Below are 17,051 nucleotides of genomic sequence, written 5' to 3' on the forward strand. Positions count from 1 at the left end.
TTTTAAGTTTTCCGTATCGGCGGAAGGCCGTTTTTGCGGGGACGGACATCGAGAGGTTTTTGGCGCCGAGCCCGTAGAAGTCCCGTTCATTCGTTGGGCAGATCCCCGAATGGATTGATCATCAGATCGCCGCCGTGGAGCGAGAAAGGCTTTTGACATAGTGGTCCCGATGGCGAGGCAAGGCGCGCCCATCATTGAGGGAACCTGGCGGAGTGATGCCAGCGGATGTGTATTGGCCACCAACAATCCGTTCACGCCGCCCGCCTGCCCGCCTAAGGAAGCCGCTTAATGAGGAGTTTGTCCCAGACGTTTCGGAGCGGCTCCCTCAGAAGGTCGATGATGACGGAGTGATCCGCTAGGCTTAGCTCCGCGCCGTAGTCGACGATCCCCAGCCCAAATAGCCGCTGGTTCATGTAAATAGACGTCACCCGCTCCGCATCGACTGGCAGTGATGGGTTCAGACTGCAAATGTACGGCACCCGGATCAGGTGGCTCATCTCGTTGAAAACGGTATTCAGCCGGGGGAGCACTAGCTTCATCTCATCTGCTTGAAAATCGTAATCCACACGACCGCGGTGGACGGAATCCCACGGCGTTACAACGATCATCTCGAGCTGACCGAAGTGCTCGGTCATCACCTGCCAATCGAAGCTGCTCAAAGAACCACCGTTAGGGTGATTATGCAGAAGCTTTAACTTCTCGCCATTCAGCAGCCGCGCCTTGATCTCGTCGGCCAAGTCTCCGCCTTCTCTCGGGTGGCTCGCATGATGAAGCACCTTTTCCCCGGCTTCATCGAGATAAATATGCTCTTCCGACGACAGCATTGGACCGATGTGATCAAGGATCGCCCGCTCAAGCGGCGTCAGCGTACTGAATGTCATTCGGTATCCTTAGCGCGCTCGATTGTGGCTTCGTACCGCCCATCTGGTAGCTTCTTGTAAAAAATCTTCCCGCCGCGTTTGTAGACCAGGACCTGGATCTGCCCCCACGTATCGATCTTCGCCAGGATTTCGTTCGCCATAACCGGATCATGAATGATGCTCGATGGCGGCAGCTCGAAGCCGGTCTCAAGGTTCGGGGCAACTCCGGGGAATGCCTCGGTCCTTGCGTCCATGGGGATATCAGACGCGTCGATGGTGATCGTGTAGACGCCGCCGTTATCGATGACGCTTCTAATGACGTTGACTCGTCTTCTAAAAACTTGACCATTTTCCCTCGTATACGCCTCGCAATCTCGAATCTTTCCGGTGTCTCGTGGAAAGTCATAGCAGATTGCAATCACATCACGAGAAACTCGCGCATGATTATCGATTCGGCAGGAGCGTCTTCGTCAAAACTGCTCAAGAACCGTTGCATAATGCCGCCGGCAATCTAACCATAGCGAGAGCTGAAATTCACACAACTCGGAATTCTCTGAGATAGGAATAGCTTGCATAACTGCTGTTGAAGCCCTGCAATCTCCAATTCAATCAAGGAGTTAACCAACCTTGTGCAACGGGCCCGACGGTTCGAGTCCTTTCAAGGCGCTAACCTTCACGTCAGGCCGACCTTTTTGACAACATCGATGAATGCTCTCAGCGCTGGCGGCACAAGCCGGTGGCCGGGATAGTAGAGGCACAGCCCTTCGTATGGTGGGGACCAGCCGTCTAATAGAGACAACAAGGCGCCTGTCTCCAGATGACCTCTGCAAAGTCTCTCCGGAATGTAGGAAACTCCCAAGCCGCGGAGGGCAGCTTGCAGAGCAAGCTCCGATCGATTGACCGTAAGCACCCCATCTGGCTCGACAGAAATTCTCTTCCCGCCCTTTTCGAATTCCCAACGGTAGGGAACACCGCTCGCCGGTCTGGAACGAACACAGGCGAAACCTTCCAGTTCTTCTGGCGACGAAGGAAGGCGGCGGCCTCTCAAATAATCCGGCGATCCAACGACCATCATCCGCGACATTTCCCCGAACTTCAGAGCAATCATGTCCTTGGGGACGTCATCGCCCAGCCGAAATGCCGCGTCAAAACCCTCCGCCACGATGTCAACGAAGCCGGAGTTTGCGGCCAGTTCAAACTGCACGTGAGGATATTCGTTGAGGAATGTCGGTACCACTGCCTCCATGAGCAAGGTCGCCACAACGTCAGATGCTAAAACGCGGAGAATGCCTCGCGGGGTGTTCTTTGTATTCGCAGCCTCCGTCAACGCATCATCCAAACCATGAATAAGCGGGGTCAGTCGCAGGGCCAGCGCGTCGCCGGCTGCCGTAAGTGAAACGCTTCGCGTGCTCCTGTGGAGAAGACGGGTCTCCAGTCGCGCCTCGAGCCTCTGGATAAAATGGCTAAGCGTTGAAGGTGCAATACCGAGTTCGTCGGCCGCCTTTCGAAAATTCCGGTAGCGCGCAGCGGCAAGAAAAGCATTCAACTCGGCGAAAGTCGGTCTTTCATTCATGGCCAAATGGCTAACAGTCTATACGAGACTGTGCAATTCCCCTTCGCCTCGTCGCTCATTAAATCAGCGTGACATCGCGAATTCAAAGGATCTTTCAAATGCACAAAGTCTGGTTCATAACTGGAATTGGGCGCGGTTTAGGCCGCCAATTGGCTGAACAGCTGCTCCACCTCGGGCACTCCGTTTTTGGTACTGCCCGCAGCAGAACAGACGTCCAGGATCTGATCGCAAGCTACCCCGAGTCCTTGATGGTCGAACAACTCGACCTGGCCAACGATGCGTCAAGGTTCCCGGCCGTGGTCGAGGCAGCCGCCACCAAGTTCGGGGCGATCGACATTTTCGTTAATAACGCCGGCTATGGTCTCTTTGGTGCGGCGGAGAGCATTGAAGAAGGGCACTTGCGGCGACAGCTCGAGGTCAATCTGGTCGCCCCTATGCTCCTGACCAAATACGCTCTCGCTCACATGCGCCCGCGCGGCAAAGGTACTATCGTCGCAATTTCCAGCTACGGCGGCCAAGCCACACATCCGGGAGCCTCGGTTTATCATGCGAGCAAATGGGGGTTAGAAGGTTACTTCGAGGCACTTTCGAAGGAGCTCGGCTTCTTCGGGCTTCGTGTCTTGATCGTCGAGCCGGGCAGTGCGCGAACCTCGTTCCGCAGCGCTGCAGCAGATCACCTATCAATTACGCTTCCTGGCTACGATCAGACTCCGCTCGCTTCTCTCGGGTCAGAGTTGCGAGATCCTTCTCGAAGCCCGATAGGAAATCCTGAAAAAATTGCCGCTGCCATCATCAAAGCCACTGATGATCCGACGAGTTCTCTCCGGCTCGTTCTCGGTAGCGATGCATATACGAACATAGCGAGCGCGCTGTCTGACAGATTGGCCGAAGTCGAGGGCCAGCGATCGACGGCCCCGTCGACGGATTTCGCTTGAACATCGTCCCCTAAACGGACGCGGCCAGGGCCGCCTTTGATGATGTCGCCACCTGCAAAAAAGCAGGTGGTGACATTGTTCCTTCTAGCCTGCTTCATCTGGATGAGGATTTGGTGTGCTTCCAGGCTTCATCGAGAGCGAGGGCGATTATCTCCATCACTGCGGCTGCCGCACCGATCATCCAGACATCACCCACTGCGATGATCCCTGCGCCGATGGCGCTGCCAATGGAAAAGCCCAGATACATGGTGGATGTATTGAGCGAGAGGGCGACGGAAGCATGGTTGTGCCCGCCTGCAACGATCAGACGCGCCATCTGGGCAGGAAAGAAGGACCAGACGCTGAAGCCCCATCCGGCGATGGCGAGCAGGGCCAGCGAAACGGCCGCCGCGCCTGGAAGCTTTGTTGCAACCGCCAGGCCTGCGAAGGATAGGGCGAGCGCAACAAGAGAGAGACTGGCCACCTTCAGCGAGCCGAAACGATCGTTCAGTACGCCGCCGGTGAAGACGCCGAGCGCCGCGAATACGCCCCACAACGTGACCGTCGCCGCAATGCCCTTGTCGGCGAACCCCAGGGTTTGCGATAGATAGGGTGCGATATAGGGGTAGGCCGTATAGGCTCCCATCGACCAAAACAGCGTCACCGACAGGAGCTTCAGAACGGGTGCCTGGCGGATTACCCCAATACGCTCGGCAAGACTTGCGATAGTCATATGCGCGCCGGCGTTGCGTCCGACACCTGCCAGGATGCCGATGATCGCGATAGCTCCCATGGCGGCAACCATGATAAACGTTGAGCGCCAGCCGAACGCGTGGCCAATAATCGAACCGAGCGGCAAGCCGAGTGCTATGGCGATCGTCATTCCACCGCTGACGATGGCAAGTGCGCGTCCGCGTTTCTCGGTCGGCACAATCATTCCGGCGAGCGCATTGGCGTTTGGCGCATAAAGACCGGCGGCGACCGCCATCAGGATGCGGGCAAACATCAGGGTACCGAACCCCGGGGCGAAAGCCGCGATCAAATTGCCGATCGTGAAAATCGTCATGGCGAGCAGCAAAGTATCTCGCCGACGCAGCGCGCCCGTCACGACCGTTGCGATCGGGGAGCTGAGGGCCAGGACCAAAGTAAAGACGACCACTAGCATGGCCGTTGCCGACAGGCTCATGCCTAAATCGGCTGAGATGGTCGGCAACAATGGGGCGATCATGAAACCTTCGGTGCCGATTGCGAAGGTGCCGAGTGCCAGGAACCACGCCGGCAGCATGGACGGCTGTGGTTGTCGCCGCTCTACGCCGCTGACGGGTATGGCGGATTTCAGATCATGTTTCTGCAGCATGGTAACCTCCGGCCGAGTGGCCCGGCCGCTCTTCGAGCAGCCGGGTCTCAGACTGTTGCGTCAGACGGGGATGGGGTTGGCCACCAGAGATTCGTTGAAGGCGTTAAAGAGCGCGTGCTCTCCGCTGCCGGGATTGTCGCGGATGGCCTTGATTTCCTCGACATAGATCTCCTCGGCTTCGGTCCCAAGGCCCTTCATCGTCTTCTCGATGAAGATGTCGAGCGGCATTGCGCGCGGATCACCGCTCTTCTTGATCAGATCCGTGTCGACCCACGGCGGTGCGATTTCCTGCACGCTGACGCTGGTGCCGCGCAGCTGGAAACGCTGCGATAGAGCGTAGGAATGGAGTGCCGCCTTGGTAGCGGAATAGACGGCCGTGGTGGCGAGCGGCAGATAGGCCAGGACCGACGTGTTGTGGATGATCGTCGCCTTTGGCTGAGCCTTGAGATGATCGATCAGCGCCGAAGTCAGGCGGATCGGGCCAAGCAGATTCGTGTCGATGATCCGCCGCGATTGCGCGTCATCGATCTTTCCGCCGGCGTCGTCGAAAGGCATGATACCTGCGTTGTTGACGAGGACATTCAGTGCCGGATAGTCGCGAATGAGGCTTGCTGCGACGCGCTCGATATCTGTGGGATCAGCGATGTCGAGTTCGACGCCGTCCATGCCGGGATTGGCTGCGGTCACCTCGTCGAGCAGCGCTTTGCGGCGGCCGGCGATGATGACTTTGTTACCGAGGCGGTGGAAGGATTCCGCCAACGCGCGGCCGATGCCGGATGTGCCACCGGTGATGAAGATCGTATTGTTCTCAAGTTGCATGAAAGCTCTCCTAACTTGTAGCCGTTTCAATGGAAGCCGGGTTTCGATGGGGAAGATCATGCTTCATCGCTTCGATGTTAGAAATGACGACTAAACGTCATTTCAGGACATGAGGGTCGCATGATCGTGATGGACTGTGTCAGGCGACGCGCTCGACTTTCGGAAAATCGAGGATCGTGCCGACGGTGTTGTTGACGCTGTTGGTGAGGATGTTGACCGCCACATGAGCGATCGTCTCCAGAATTTCCGCGTCGGTCAGGCCGTAGGCTCTGGCTGCCTCAAGCGCTGGAGCTGCTCCCTGCCCATGGGTGGCATTGACTGCCAGGGCAAGGCCGAGGATCGCCTGGACCTTCGGATCGGACGTGTGACCCTTCTGAGCGTTTGCCCGGTCCTCGGCACTGACGCCGGCTGCGCGTGCTCCACCGGTATGGGCGGCGAGGCAGTAGTCACAGCCATTGGCTGTTGCGATGGCGATAGCAATCTGTTCCTGCGCAGCCGGAGACAGGACGCCTCCGCTTAGGTACCGCTTGCTTCCGGTGTAAACGTCGAGTGCCGCGGGCGCATGAGCGAGAACGCGATAGAGGTTGGGAACCTTACCCATGGCGGCCTTTGCCGAGGCAAAGACCTCCGCCACGTGCGGTGTTACTTCGTTATCTGAAAGTGTCGAAATTGCTGACATGATCGGTCTCCTTGAACCGGGGCGATAATCCCCGGGAGGAGAGCGACAAGATTGTAACTTCGCGCTGTCGATCGTTGCTGATCATCGCCTTCGGCGGGGCGAGCCCACATCGTGATCGGATCGACCAATTTGGGAACGTCAGGCGGCGAATTCGTGCGAATGTCCACCTTCGATCAGCTGGAGGCTGCGACGAAGTGTTTGTGGTGGCTGCCCGAAAAAGCGCAGGAATGCACGGCGCATGCGGTCCCGGTCGGCAAAGCCGGTGTCCCTTGCCACGATATCCATCGGGTGGCGACCGTCTTCCAGCATCGCTTTCGCTGCTTCCAGCCGCAGGCGCTCAACTGCCTTTGCAGGGGATTGGCCGGTCTCGTCACGAAACAGACGGCTGAATTGCCGCGGGCTAAGGCTCGCGGCTTCCGCCAGTTCCTCGACGGTCAGCGGATTGCGGAGGTTCTCCTTGGCATAAATAAGCGCACGGCGGACGCGGTCCGAGCGGGGCTCGAGTTCCAGCAAGGCCGAAAACTGCGATTGGCCCCCCGGCCTGCGATGATAGACAACCATCTTGCGGGCGATGAGACGCGAGAGCTCGGCACCGTGATCATCCTCGATCATGGCGAGCGTCAGGTCGATGGCAGCGCTCATGCCAGCGGAGGTCCAGATGTTACGGTCATGGACGAAGATCCTGTCTTCGTCGACTACTATTGCCGGATAGCGCTCTCGCAACGTACGGGCATGGGCCCAGTGTGTTGTCGCGGTGCGACCATCCAATAAGCCGGCTTCGGCCAGAAGAAAGGCACCGGTGCAGACACCGGCGACGCGACGCGATTGGTTCCCGGCATCACGAATATAGGCAAGCAGCTTCGCGGAGGCCGGTTTGGGAACGAGTTCTCCAACCACCATCAGCGTGTCGGGAAAATCGCCGAGCGGTTCAGTCTCGATACGGATGCCGAGTGACGACCGGATCGTGCCACCCTTTTCGGACATGACCGTCAGGCGGTACATCTCTTCGCCAAGTGCCTCATTGGCGAATTCGAAGGCGGTCAGAGCGGCCATTCCCATGACCTGGAAGCCATCTTCCATGATGAAACCAACTCGTCGCATATCGACTTTTGCCTGTGTCCGCTATTGATGGGCAAGATAGATGAGGGACCCTGATCTCCGCCTCGATGAGACGCAAGGTTTCTCAGGCGTGGACCGCGCCGCGCTCGGTAACTTTCGCCTCCCTCGGATCGAGACCGCGCGGCTTGCCATATAGGCCTATGTTGGCATCGCCCCAATATTTGAGTGCAAGCAGTATCGGCTCCATGCTGCGGCCGAGTTCCGAAAGACTGTATTCGACCTTCGGCGGGACCTGCGCATAGACCTTGCGCTCGATCAGGCCATCGTCCTCAAGCTCACGCAACTGATTGGTCAACATGCGTGGCGTGACGTTGGCGATATGCTTGCGGAGCTCGTTGAACCTCAACGTGCCGGACAGAAGATGGAAAAGGACCACCGATTTCCATTTTCCATCGATGAGGCCGATCGCCGCCTCGACCGAGCAGCCAGGAGAACAATCGAAACGGGAGTGTCTCGCCTTTGCCATAACAGTATCCTTTTTGATACTACGTGCGTTGTTTGTGCGTATTGCGCTAATGAGAATATAGACCATTTTGGATCCATATCAATCAGCAATCCCTCTTTCATCAAAGGAGCAAAGCAATGAAAGCAATCGGTTACAAGTCAGCTGGCGCCATTGAACGCGACGACGCCTTGCAGGATATCGAACTTCCCCGCCCGGTGCCGGCAGGCCGCGACATTCTCGTCGAGGTCGAGGCGATTTCGGTCAATCCGGTCGACACGAAGGTCCGCAAGGGTGCCAATCCGGAAGCGGGTCAATGGAAGGTTCTCGGTTGGGATGCCGTCGGCAAGGTGGTCGAGGCAGGGCCTGAGGTGAAGGACTTCCAGGTCGGCGACGAGGTGTTTTATGCCGGCTCGCTGATCCGTCCCGGCGCAAACAGCCAGTTTCATCTCGTCGATGAGCGTATCGTGGGCAAGAAGCCCAAGACGCTTTCCAACGCTGAAGCGGCGGCGCTGCCGCTGACGGCCATTACCGCATGGGAAATGTTGTTTGATCGACTGGATATGCGCAAGCCTGTGCCTGGTGCGGCAAACGCAATTGTCATTATCGGGGGTGCCGGTGGCGTCGGCTCGATCGCAATTCAGCTCGTGCGAGCGCTTACCAATGTGACCGTCATTGCAACGGCGTCACGGCCGGAAACCCAGGAATGGGTCAAGAGCCTTGGCGCTCACCATGTGATCGACCATTCCAAGCCACTTGCCGAACAGGTCGCCGCCCTCGGTATTGGGGCGCCAGCCTTCGTTTTCTCCACGACCGAAACCCATCGCCATCTGAAGGAAATCATTGAGCTCATCGCGCCGCAGGGGCGCTTCGGTCTGATCGACGATCCCGACAGCCTCGATGTCCTTGGTTTCAAGCGCAAGGCGGCGTCGATCCACTGGGAGCTGATGTTTACGCGTTCGATCTTCGAGACCGCCGACATTGCCGAACAGGGCAAGCTGCTGAACGAGGTGTCCCGGCTGATCGACGAGGGGAAGATCTATACAACCGTCACTGAGACGATTTCTCCCATAAACGCCGCCAATTTGAAGAAGGCACATGCCGCGATCGAAAGTGGAAAGACCAAAGGCAAGCTAGTGCTCGAAGGTTTCTAGGCCAAGTGAAGAAGCGAGGGCGGAAAGATTCAGACTCTTTCGCCTGATCTCCCGACGATGGTGACCTTAAAAGAGGAAAGAACAATGGACGAGAATGCTTCGGAGGTTATTCACCTCGTTGCAAGATTAAAGGCAAAGCCGGAGCAGCGGTCTGCACTCTTCGATGCATTGAAGGCGATCGTGCCGGACGTGCGAAAGGAGGATGGCTGCATGTTGTACGATCTCAACGTAGACCGCGACGATCCCGATGTCGCGGTGATGCTGGAAATCTGGCGCGATGCTTCCGCTCTTGATGCTCACGCGCAGGCGGCACCGTTCAGATCGCTGGCGACCCGTTTCGATGCGCTTCTTGCAGAACCGTTACACCTGCAACGCCTTCAGAAACTTCTCTGAAAAGCAGTTATTGCTGAGCTCGCGATTGGGTAAGGCAGGAAAGGTAAAACCATGATATCTCTTAGAGACAACCGCGTTCTTGTTATCGGCGGCAGTTCCGGCATTGGCTTGGCGGTGGCAGAAGCGGCCACTGCCGCCGATGCCGTTGTCACAATCGCCTCGCGGTCGCGTTCGAAGCTCGATGAAGCGTTGAAGTCGTTGGGACCTCAGGCCCTATCGGCAGTTCTCGACACAGCAGACGAAAACGCGCTCGAAGCGTTTTTTAGCGCAAACGAGCCGTTCGATCATATCGTCGTGTCAGCGGCGCAGACGCCAACGGGACCGGTGCGCAAGCTTGAGCTTGCCGATGCAAAACAGGCGATGGAGAGCAAGTTCTGGGGCGCCTACCGGGTGGCCCGTCGCGCTCGGTTCACAGAACGCGGCACCTTGACCCTGATCTCGGGTTTCCTCAGCGAGAGGCCGTCCGCCACATCAGTCCTTCAGGGCGCCATCAATGCCGCGCTTGAAGGCTTGGCGCGGGGCCTTGCGCTGGAACTTTCGCCCGTTCGGGTAAATACGGTGTCGCCGGGCCTGATTGACACGCCGCTTTGGTCGAAAATGGATAAAGACGCAAAACAGGCCATGTTTGAAAAGGTGTCTGGAAACCTGCCGGCAAAGACAGTCGGTCGGCCGGCCGACATCGCCAATGCGGTTCTCTTCCTGATGGCCACGCCGTTTGCGACCGGATCGAACGTTCGCGTGGATGGCGGCGGCGCAATCGCTTGAGATGTCCTATGCCGCCGGTCCCGCGGGCCGGCGGCATAGACATGGTTCATCGGATAGATATTATCCGTCATTGTCGCCAAAGGCTTCGTCCCACTTTTGCTATCGCTAGATCGTGCTCGGGCGTAACGATTTAAAACCTGAGCCGTCGCTCCCATCATTTCAGCGTTAGTAGCAAGCGCCTTGGTAGTGCGGCGAAATCATCTGCAGTGATGACGCTTTAGCGCGGCAATTCAGGATGAGACGAATCTCACCTAGATTGCCGCTATCCGGATTTCTGCGAGGATTCCGGGACCACACTGGCAACATCCAGTGGCCATAGAGCCCCTTTTATCTCGGTCTTGCGGTTCGCACGTCCTCCGCGGTAGCAGTGGGCTGCTTGCCGCTAAACCTGCTGACCAGGAAGTTCGCGAGCGCTGCGACTTCTTCGTCAGAATATATGGCTTTGAAGGCGGGCATTGTCGATCCTGGCGTGTTTGAACCGTCGGAGGAACCTTCGAGTATCACGCGAATGATGTTGGCAGCGTCGGGGTCGCTGAAGGCGTGGGCTCCTGCAATCGCCGCACGCGGATTGGCCTGCCCTTTCGCTTCCCACCCGTGGCAACTCGCGCAGGCGCCAGCGAAGATCCTACGTCCGAGGTCAACTCCAGCGTCAGACGATTGTAGCCTTACCGTTTTTTCTTTCGGATTACTGGATTTGCGCAGCTCAGGTTCGCCTGCGACGGGAGGGACGGTCCGAAGATAGGTAATCATGGCGCGAATATCGTCCGAAGGCAGTTTGCTGAGGCTGAGATCAACAGCTTCGCGCATACCGCCGCTTGCGCTGCCGCGGCCCTGTGCATGGCCGGTTGAAAGGTAGGATGCCAGCTCTTCGTCATTCCAGGCGCCGACTCCGTTTTCTTTGTCGGAGGTGATGTTCCACGCCCGCCATCCATCGACGATTCCACCCGAAAGAGCCTGCGATTGCTTGCGCTCGAACATCAAGCCTCTTGGCGTATGGCACTCGCCGCAATGTGCGAGGGCTTCCACAAGGTAGGCGCCTCGGTTCCAATCTTCACTGCGGGTCGGATCACGTCGCTGTTCATGTCTGGGCATGAACAGGAGCTTCCACCCTCGCATCAACCAACGCTGGTCGAAGGGAAATGCGAGATCGCTTTGCGGAGCCTGTAAGGCGGCAGGTGCGAGCGTCTTGAGGTAGGCAAAGATCGCCAGGACGTCATCATCCGAGAGAAGAGCGTACGATGTGTAAGGGAATGCCGGATAGAGGTCCTCACCGTGCTTGCCGACACCGAATTTAACCGCGCGGACGAATTCGGACTCGCTCCACCCGCCAATGCCATGCTGAGTATCCGGTGTAATGTTGGACGAATAGATAGTACCAAACGGAAGCTTGAAGGCCAGACCTCCTGCAAACGGCTTGCCGCCCTTGGTCGTGTGGCAGGCGGCGCAATCCGCTGAGGTTGTCAGATATTTTCCTCTGGCGATCAGGGCATCTCCAACGGGCTGCTTTGCCGTTGCAGCCACTTGGTCAAGCCGGTGCGGAATGAAGAAAAACAGGCCCGCGCCGATCAGACACAAGATGATCGCCGCCGCAGCCACGAAAGAAAATTTGTTTCGAATAGTCATGTTGAGCTCGCATCGTTAACTGGCGACAGGGATCGGATGACGGTTGACAGATGGAGACCGGCGCTCATGCCGCGCGTGGGTGAAGGGGGAAGAGTTTTCCGCGCCACAGCATGGCGACGCTGAGGATCGCGAGCAGCCCGATGAGAGCGTTGACGATTATAAAGATTGGCATGGCGATTGCGGGGATGATACCGCTGTCCCCACGTTCAGCCATGCGCAGGACGGCCGTAGCCAAGGCGGTGAGACCGAAGGAAAACGCCCAATAGCCGGCGACGAAAGGCTGTTTCAGGACCCAGGGCAGGATGCGAAGCAGCAGGAGAGCCTGCAGCAGGCCGTATCCGATCATGGCATGGACAAACATGTCCGGGGCACCCCGAGTCGCACTGAGATAGGCGACGCTCCCCACCGTCGGCGGCGCGAGTTGGATGCCGATGGTAGGCCTGACCGGTTCACCGAGTTCGGGCGCGGTCAAGAGCCGATTGAGAAGCACGGATTCGATTGCGAGCCACGAGAAGAAGCCGGCACCGAAAGCCAATTGGCTGAGCCCCTGATAGCCGAGGGCGCCCCCTACGATGCCGATGACATAGGAACCCGCCACTGTCGGCAGGTAGAGCACGGCCGTTGTAGAGGCGTGATCACGGCCACCGCGCCACAGTGCGCCGGTTCGCCACAGCGCAAATACGGCGGTCCATGCTGCGCCCAGCCAATAAAGGGTCTCGGCGATCAAGTGGGAAAAGGGTAGCGCTACTGTGGCGACCAGCATGGTTGCCACGCCTACGAGGCCGACGAAACAGCATTGGACGGGGTGTTCCAGTTCCTGCAATGCGTCGCTGCGGAAAGCTATCCACTTCAGGCCATAAGATATAATCAGAATAAGCCATATTAATGCACCGACCAGCCCGATGCCCTCGCTGACTGAGGTCGCGGCACCCCAAAGGTCGGTGGCCGCTCGCCAGGCGTTGGCCAGTCCAACAAGGCCAAGTACGATGCCAAAGGCGGCGGCGGGAACGATTGGAAGGGTGAGGGAATTATCGATAGGCCTTGATGAAGATGTGGTGGGCATATGTGCAATCCTCCGGTTTTGTCGAAGATCAATAACCGGGGGCGTTAGCGACCTTATTGTACGATCGAGATGCATAGTTGAGGTCTTCAGGCGGCCGATGCGAAGCCGTGGCCACCGTGGGCCGTGCTTCAAGGATCAGCGACAGGCCGAATAAAGGAATTCCAGCGATGGATGCGTATTGAGCAGGAGCGACGGTGGCCGCAGGCGATATCAGGCTGTCCGGTGCGGATGTCCGAGAACTCGATGAGCTCGGGCGAAAAACCGATAGTTGACGGCCAACAAAAGACGGCGATGCACTCATCGCCGTCTTTAAGGTAAAGGCCAACTATTTGTTCAACGAAACGGGGCCACCGTCGATCTTGATGCGGAACAGTTTGTAGGGCTTCTTGCGCTTATCGACACCCTGATGGAAACCAGCCTGCTTGTCGAGTTGGTTGGCGGTGAAATAAAGGTAGCCATCGGCAGCGATCGATAGAGTATCGGGCCATTCGATCTGCGGGGACTGAATGAGCGTTGACCACTTCCCCTTGTCAAGGACGCGGATACTCTTGTGCTCGTAGTCGCCACCATAAACACGGCCCTTGTCATCTGTCTCCAGCCCATCGGACGCACCCTTGAGACCGAGGTCCTTGACCTTGGAGGAAAGCTGCTTCTCGCTGACTGACTGGTCCAGAAGTGCCGCCGTCGGTACAGAATAGAGATGGCGGCCAGATACGGCTGAGTAATAGAGCGTTTCACCGTCCGGAGAAATCGCAATCCCGTCGCTTGCGATCTGGATCTTCGAAGGTTTGCCTTCCTTCGGACGGTTCATGAATTTCTGGCCGTCGATGATGCCGATAAAGTCCTTGTCGGCGGATGTGCTTGGGTCGCCGGTCAGGCGACGAAACGCCTTGCCGGTTGCAAGGTCGACAACGATGATCCCGCCGGGACCGGTAAGCGAGCTGTCGGTCAGGTAGGCAACACCCCCGGTTCCCTTGGTCAGGTCGAAGCGAACATCGTTCACGTAGGTTGTGCTCAGGATCACGTCGGCCGGGAAGACTATGGTCTTGACCACCTTGTTGGTGGAGAGATCGACGGCGACCAGCTTGGCACCACCCGGGAGCGGCGGCTTGAACCCGGGTGCGGCTGTGTCCAGGATCCAGAGGCGGTTGGCTGGGTCAACGACGACGCTCTGCACGCTGATCAGGTTCTTGGCCGGATTGGCCGGATCCGCCTTGTTTATGTCCGCATCCGGGTATGCCACGGCCTTGCCATCGACCACTTCTGCCACTGTGAAGGGAACGTCATCGCCCCAACGTGGATAGTTGATGAAGATACGGCCATCATGCGTAACGGTCACGCCGGTCAGCATCGCATCGTTGAACGTTGCGACCGTTTCAAGCTTCGGCGCGTTGTCATTGGCAAATGCGTTGATAGTGGGCAATGGCAACATTAGAAGAGCTATTGCCAGCGATAAAATCGTTTTGTTTGTCATCCGAATTTCCTTCTTGAACGCCCTCGCGATTACGGCCAGGTGGGAGCCGTTCGGCTAGAGGTGCAGGTTTCGAAACAACGTTGCGGAGAAAGACTGACGCAATGCTGGTTTCGATCAGAAGGTAGAAATTCGACCCTACGGCGGATTGTATCATTCTATGAGAAAGCTGGAAGAGCTTCGGTCGGAGGCCGTGGCGCGGGGTAAATTCACCTCGAACACGGCGCCACCGTCAGCGTGGTTGTTTGCGCCGAGCGAGCCACCGTGCGCTTCAACGATCGTCTTGCAGATTGAAAGCCCAACACCCATCCCATCGGATTTTGTCGTGAAGAATGGATCGAACAGCTTTGCAAGGTTGTCTACTTGAATCCCGGTGCCTTTGTCGCGCACGGTAAGCCGTATGGCATCGTCTCCAGCGTCTTCCGTGACCAGTAAAAGCTCCCGTTTGTCGACCGGTATCTCGGTCATCGAGTGGAGACCATTCGTGACAAGGTTAGCGATCACCTGCTGCAGCTCCACGCGATTGGCGAGTATCACATGATCAAAATCCGCGAAGACAGATTTGACACGCGTTGCGGACGCCATGACTTCTCGCTCCAGCAGCCCAACCACTTCCGCGACAAGCTCCCTAAGGTCAACAAGTTCGGGCCTTGGCTGATTACCCTTGATTTGTTCGCGAGTGCGCTGAATGATCTGGCTGGCACGCATACTGTGCTGAACGACTTTCTCAGCCGCCTTGTGTGCTGCTTGCATGTCAGGCGGTTCGGACTTCAGCCAGCGTATGCAGGCCTGAGCAAACATAACCGCGGCACCAATGGGCTGATTGACCTCATGGGCAATGGTGGCGGAAACCGCGCCCACGGTTGCAACTCGACTTGCACGGGCAAGCTGAACTTGAGCCGCAAGGAGCGCCTCTTTCGCTTGCTCGCGTTGCGTAACATCGATCATTGCGCAAGCGACCCGGTCGAGAGCTTCGCGGTCCGGTGTGATTGCTGCTATGAACAGGACTGTAACTGGTCTCCCGTCAGCGGTTAGCAGATGCAACTCCTTTTCATATCGCTCGACGCCGTCCTCCATGGCGAGGATAAGCGGGAGAAGCGTGTCTGCATTTTGTGGCAAAAAGCGTCGTACTGGGCCAAGGAGCTCACCGGCGGAGCGGCAGGCGAAGAGCTTTACCGTGGCGTCGTTGACGTCACTAAAACGAATCAGATCCGCGCATTCGTCGGCGGAACCAGGGTGGCTTTCGAAAAACTCGCGAACCGTGCCGCCATGCTCCGCGACGATTTCATCTAATCGCTCACGCAAACCTGACAGGTCTATTTCGCAAAGAGAAACGTGGTTTTGTTCGAAAATGGCACGGTAACGTCTTTCACTGCGTGTGAGCGCATTGACAGCTCGGGTCCGCGCGCTCGCGTTAAAGGCGACAAGGCTCAGGCCGCCGGTCATGGCCAGGTAGAACCCGACTGCGAGAAGGCCGCTGTTTGACGCGAGCGTTTGAGCGATAACGGGAGAGAAGGCGCCACCAATAATACCACCGACGTTGAAGCTTAGTGACGTGCCGGAATAGCGGACGCGGGCGGGAAACAGGCTCGGCAGCCAGGCGCCGAGCGGTCCGTTGACGAAACCCATGGCGCAGAGTGAAAACGCTAGATAGACGAAGATCGTCGATAGCGAGCCGCTGCTCACCATCGGTGAAATGAGGATGCCGGATGCAATCGTTCCGACACAGCCCCAGATCAGCACCGACTCATGACTCAGTTTGTCGGCGAGCCAGCTGGCGACAATAATCGAGCCGGCCATGAACAAGATCGCAATAAGCTGGATCTCAAGAAACTCTGTTCTGGCGTATCCGAGAGTTGTAGTCCCATAGCCAAGCGCAAACGCGGTCACAACGTAGTAGAGTGAATAGCAGGCGACGACACCGAAGGCGCCGATAAGGAGCTCGGAGGAGTGATCTCGCACCACTTCGAGAAGCGGAACGCGCGCCGGTTTCGTCTCGGATATAGCTTCCGTGAATTCGGGCGTCTCGACGAGATTGAAGCGTAGCCACAAGCCAAAACCCACAATCGGAACGCTGACGAGAAATGGAACGCGCCACCCCCAGCCGAGGAATTCTGCGGGGGTAAGGAAAATAGTCAACAGCAGAAATAATCCGTTAGCCATGAGGAAGCCGATTGGGGCGCCCAAGGGCGCAAACATTGCAAAACGCGCTCGCCAGCCAGGCGGGGCATTTTCCAATGCCAGCAGTACGGCACCCGTCCATTCGCCGCCGAGCGCCAGGCCTTGTCCGAAGCGCAACATGCATAGCAGCGCTGGAGCTAGCCAACCTGCTGCCGCATAGCTCGGAAGTAGACCGATTGCCGCGGTCGATATTCCCATCAGTAAAAGCGATGCGATGAGTGTCGCCTTGCGACCGACCCGATCACCGAAATGTCCGAAGACAGCGCCACCGATCGGTCGAGCCATGAATGCGATCCCAAAGCTCGCATATGCTCCGATCAGCTCCAAGGACGGGACCGAAGCTGGAAAGAATAGGGGGCCAAATATGAGGCTGGCAGCGGTGGCATAAATATAGAAATCGTAAAATTCGACGGAAGTCCCGATAAGACTCGACACGAGAATCCGGGCGATTATGGCATTAGGTTTGAGTGCTCGTCCTTGTGAGCGGGAAAAGAAGGTTTCAGTTTGCGAGACCTCAGCCATACAACATGCCATAAAAAATTGATCGGATTTGACTAAAAACCTGTTAGCACGTCGCCGACCGGTCTGCATCTGTATCTCAGTATTTACTGACGTGGGATGATGGGAAGGGCAGCTCC

General features: G+C 57.5%; 16 protein-coding genes. 4 read left to right on the forward strand and 12 right to left on the reverse strand.

Annotation, left to right across the window (positions count from 1 at the left end; all coding sequences use genetic code 11):
• Positions 1-272 precede the first annotated feature (272 nt).
• The 3 genes from FHT78_RS25485 to FHT78_RS25495 form a co-directional block, all read right to left on the reverse strand.
• Positions 273-881, reverse strand: a complete 609-nt coding sequence (locus FHT78_RS25485) for a hypothetical protein (RefSeq protein WP_183749330.1) — start codon at positions 879-881, stop codon at positions 273-275.
• Positions 878-1,114, reverse strand: a complete 237-nt coding sequence (locus FHT78_RS25490; protein ID WP_183749331.1) for a hypothetical protein — start codon at positions 1,112-1,114, stop codon at positions 878-880. The genes FHT78_RS25485 and FHT78_RS25490 overlap by 4 nt, the downstream gene beginning before the upstream one ends.
• A gap of 419 nt (positions 1,115-1,533) precedes the next feature.
• Entirely contained in the window at positions 1,534-2,433 is a 900-nt protein-coding gene (locus FHT78_RS25495) for a LysR family transcriptional regulator (protein ID WP_183749332.1), read from the reverse strand.
• Between the two features lie 98 nt (positions 2,434-2,531).
• Here FHT78_RS25495 and FHT78_RS25500 point away from each other — a divergent pair, with 98 nt between their 5' ends.
• Positions 2,532-3,368, forward strand: a complete 837-nt coding sequence (locus FHT78_RS25500) for an SDR family oxidoreductase (protein WP_183749333.1) — start codon at positions 2,532-2,534, stop codon at positions 3,366-3,368.
• Positions 3,369-3,462: 94 nt separating this feature from the next.
• On the opposite strand, the gene FHT78_RS25505 is transcribed toward FHT78_RS25500, so the two are convergent.
• From FHT78_RS25505 to FHT78_RS25525, 5 genes are all read right to left on the reverse strand, one after another.
• On the reverse strand, positions 3,463-4,704 hold the full coding sequence (locus FHT78_RS25505; RefSeq protein ID WP_183749334.1) for an MFS transporter: 1,242 nt from the start codon (positions 4,702-4,704) through the stop codon (positions 3,463-3,465).
• A gap of 60 nt (positions 4,705-4,764) precedes the next feature.
• The gene (locus FHT78_RS25510; RefSeq protein ID WP_183749335.1) at positions 4,765-5,523 is read right to left on the reverse strand and encodes an SDR family NAD(P)-dependent oxidoreductase; all 759 of its coding nucleotides are present in this window, start codon (positions 5,521-5,523) and stop codon (positions 4,765-4,767) included.
• A 139-nt stretch (positions 5,524-5,662) separates the two neighbouring features.
• Complete coding sequence (locus tag FHT78_RS25515; protein WP_183749336.1) at positions 5,663-6,202, reverse strand: carboxymuconolactone decarboxylase family protein; 540 nt, start codon at positions 6,200-6,202, stop codon at positions 5,663-5,665.
• Positions 6,203-6,340: 138 nt separating this feature from the next.
• The gene (locus tag FHT78_RS25520) at positions 6,341-7,303 is read right to left on the reverse strand and encodes a GlxA family transcriptional regulator (RefSeq protein ID WP_183749337.1); all 963 of its coding nucleotides are present in this window, start codon (positions 7,301-7,303) and stop codon (positions 6,341-6,343) included.
• Positions 7,304-7,385: 82 nt separating this feature from the next.
• On the reverse strand, positions 7,386-7,787 hold the full coding sequence (locus FHT78_RS25525; protein WP_183749338.1) for a helix-turn-helix domain-containing protein: 402 nt from the start codon (positions 7,785-7,787) through the stop codon (positions 7,386-7,388).
• 116 nt (positions 7,788-7,903) lie between these two features.
• Here FHT78_RS25525 and FHT78_RS25530 point away from each other — a divergent pair, with 116 nt between their 5' ends.
• The 3 genes from FHT78_RS25530 to FHT78_RS25540 all read left to right on the forward strand — a co-directional run bounded on the left by FHT78_RS25530 (position 7,904) and on the right by FHT78_RS25540 (position 10,075).
• A complete protein-coding gene (locus tag FHT78_RS25530) occupies positions 7,904-8,917 on the forward strand; it encodes a zinc-binding alcohol dehydrogenase family protein (protein WP_183749339.1) in 1,014 nt (337 codons plus the stop codon).
• 84 nt (positions 8,918-9,001) lie between these two features.
• Positions 9,002-9,310 (forward strand): putative quinol monooxygenase, encoded by a 309-nt coding sequence (locus FHT78_RS25535; protein WP_183749340.1) that lies wholly within the window; start codon positions 9,002-9,004, stop codon positions 9,308-9,310.
• 51 nt (positions 9,311-9,361) lie between these two features.
• Entirely contained in the window at positions 9,362-10,075 is a 714-nt protein-coding gene (locus FHT78_RS25540) for an SDR family oxidoreductase (RefSeq protein ID WP_183749341.1), read from the forward strand.
• Between the two features lie 327 nt (positions 10,076-10,402).
• Here the strand turns inward: FHT78_RS25540 and FHT78_RS25545 are convergent, their stop codons facing one another.
• The 4 genes from FHT78_RS25545 to FHT78_RS25560 all read right to left on the reverse strand — a co-directional run bounded on the left by FHT78_RS25545 (position 10,403) and on the right by FHT78_RS25560 (position 16,935).
• Positions 10,403-11,698, reverse strand: coding sequence for a cytochrome c (locus FHT78_RS25545; protein WP_183749342.1), 1,296 nt, complete (start codon positions 11,696-11,698; stop codon positions 10,403-10,405).
• A gap of 64 nt (positions 11,699-11,762) precedes the next feature.
• Positions 11,763-12,761 (reverse strand): dicarboxylate transporter/tellurite-resistance protein TehA, encoded by a 999-nt coding sequence (gene tehA, locus FHT78_RS25550; RefSeq protein ID WP_183749343.1) that lies wholly within the window; start codon positions 12,759-12,761, stop codon positions 11,763-11,765.
• A gap of 325 nt (positions 12,762-13,086) precedes the next feature.
• Positions 13,087-14,235, reverse strand: a complete 1,149-nt coding sequence (locus FHT78_RS25555) for an L-dopachrome tautomerase-related protein (protein WP_183749344.1) — start codon at positions 14,233-14,235, stop codon at positions 13,087-13,089.
• Positions 14,236-14,385: 150 nt separating this feature from the next.
• A complete protein-coding gene (locus tag FHT78_RS25560) occupies positions 14,386-16,935 on the reverse strand; it encodes an MFS transporter (protein WP_183749345.1) in 2,550 nt (849 codons plus the stop codon).
• Between the last annotated feature and the right edge of the window lie 116 nt (positions 16,936-17,051).

It is taken from the genome of Rhizobium sp. BK196 (assembly GCF_014193255.1).
In the GTDB taxonomy this organism is placed as follows: Bacteria; Pseudomonadota; Alphaproteobacteria; order Rhizobiales; family Rhizobiaceae; genus Rhizobium.